The organism is Streptococcus sp. WM07, assembly GCF_004570525.1.
Lineage (GTDB): Bacteria > Bacillota > Bacilli > Lactobacillales > Streptococcaceae > Streptococcus.
Genome location: NZ_SPPZ01000108.1, coordinates 1 through 1,530, shown reverse-complemented (window position 1 = coordinate 1,530; position 1,530 = coordinate 1). Strand labels below are relative to the sequence as shown.

At 37.8% G+C, this 1,530-nt stretch carries 1 protein-coding gene; it reads right to left on the bottom strand.

Annotated features, from left to right (window positions below; translation table 11 throughout):
- Positions 1-91: 91 nt before the first annotated feature.
- Positions 92-1,405, bottom strand: coding sequence for an ISL3 family transposase (locus E4T71_RS08560; RefSeq protein ID WP_135038908.1), 1,314 nt, complete (start codon positions 1,403-1,405; stop codon positions 92-94).
- Between the last annotated feature and the right edge of the window lie 125 nt (positions 1,406-1,530).

Below are 1,530 nucleotides of genomic sequence, written 5' to 3'. Positions count from 1 at the left end.
GGTTCTTTGTCAAGTTGTGTGGAATCCTTGAAAACTGACAATGTAGAATAAAGACAATCTTCTTCCTCCCCTCCTTAGAGGGGAGGGATTTTTAGATAGAGTGGACAGCAGGAGTCTGCATCCAGTAAATTCTGGCAAATAGATGCTCATGTTTCCGAAATCCAAAAGCAGAACGTTTCAACAGCTTAATCTTATTATTTGTTCCCTCAACGAGACCGTTATTGTAGGGTACCGATAAAGCCAAGCGTATACTTTCTTCCTTTTTCAAGAGAAAAGCGAGCTTATCACGGAAACTTTGTGGCAGAATCTCTGTGTTCTGACTCTCTTGAATCAAGTCAAAAAAGTAATCCGCATTTCTGACCTTGAAATATCCAAGTAATAGCTGATAAAGATTCCAAGTTTCTTTCAAAACAGGGCTATAATCAACCAGCTCCAAAGCTATATCTTGAGCTGATAAATAGCGTTGAAAGAGACTGTGATACTTAGCTTCAGATGATAAATCGCTATAGTTTTTTTGGAGAAGCTTCCAAAAACGTTTCAAACGACGATACTTCTTAGCTTCTTCACCAGAATAGCGCTTCAACTGATTCATTTCCTGAATTCGAACGTTTTTGAAGGCATTGCTTAACTGCTGTACAATATGGAAACGATCGATAACGACTAGAGCTTTTGGAAAAACTTTTTTGACCATGGAATCGTAGGCTGCATTCATATCCATCACAACAAATTCTACCCTACAGCGTTCTTCATAGGAATAACCATTGAAGAATTCGAGTAATTTATGGGTTCGACGATCATCTAGAACCGTGTGAATCTGCCTACTTTCCCAATCCATGGCAATAAAGGCCATAGATCCCTCACAATCTCGAGTAGCTTTAAACTCATCGATAGCTAATACTCGAGGGAGCGGCCTCGGCTCCAGATTTTTTACATAGTCAGTTAATTCTAATGACGTTCTATATACAATTTGATAGCCTGTTTTACAGATTGAGGCAATCTTTTTAATACAGGTTGTATCTTTTAATTCCAACAAGATTTTAAGATGGAGTTTGACACTAATACTTTTCCTTCTTTTAACAAAATGATTAGGGAGATGATTAGCAGATACGACAGAGCAATGACGGCACTTGAAACGACGGATTGTTAACTCTAGATAAACGGGCTTATTATCAATTTCTGTTAGCTGAATTTGACGCTTTTTAGGAGTAGTACCATGGGCATAGACATCTTTAGTAGATTCCCAGATGATTCCACAGGAGGGGCAATAGCTTGGTCGTTTTTCCAAAGAACCTTCAATGATTTGGGCAAGACGATTTCGCTTATCTTTACGAAAAGTAAGCCAATCTTCTCTAAAAGTAATGTTTAGGTCTTGAATTCCGAGTAATTTTCGAGTAACATAGTCCATATGAAGCAATTCCTATTCTGATGTTTTTCCACTTATCAGTTTACTAGGAATTGCTTTTTTTTGCATTGGAAATTACAAAAAAGTTGCATGGAGCGCAAGCTTTCCACACAACTTATTATAGAACC

What these genes read in the sequence shown, in the direction of transcription:
- E4T71_RS08560 (WP_135038908.1), bottom strand. Translation starts at nt 1,405, where the DNA reads ATGGACTATGTTACTCGAAAATTACTCGGAATTCAAGACCTAAACATT.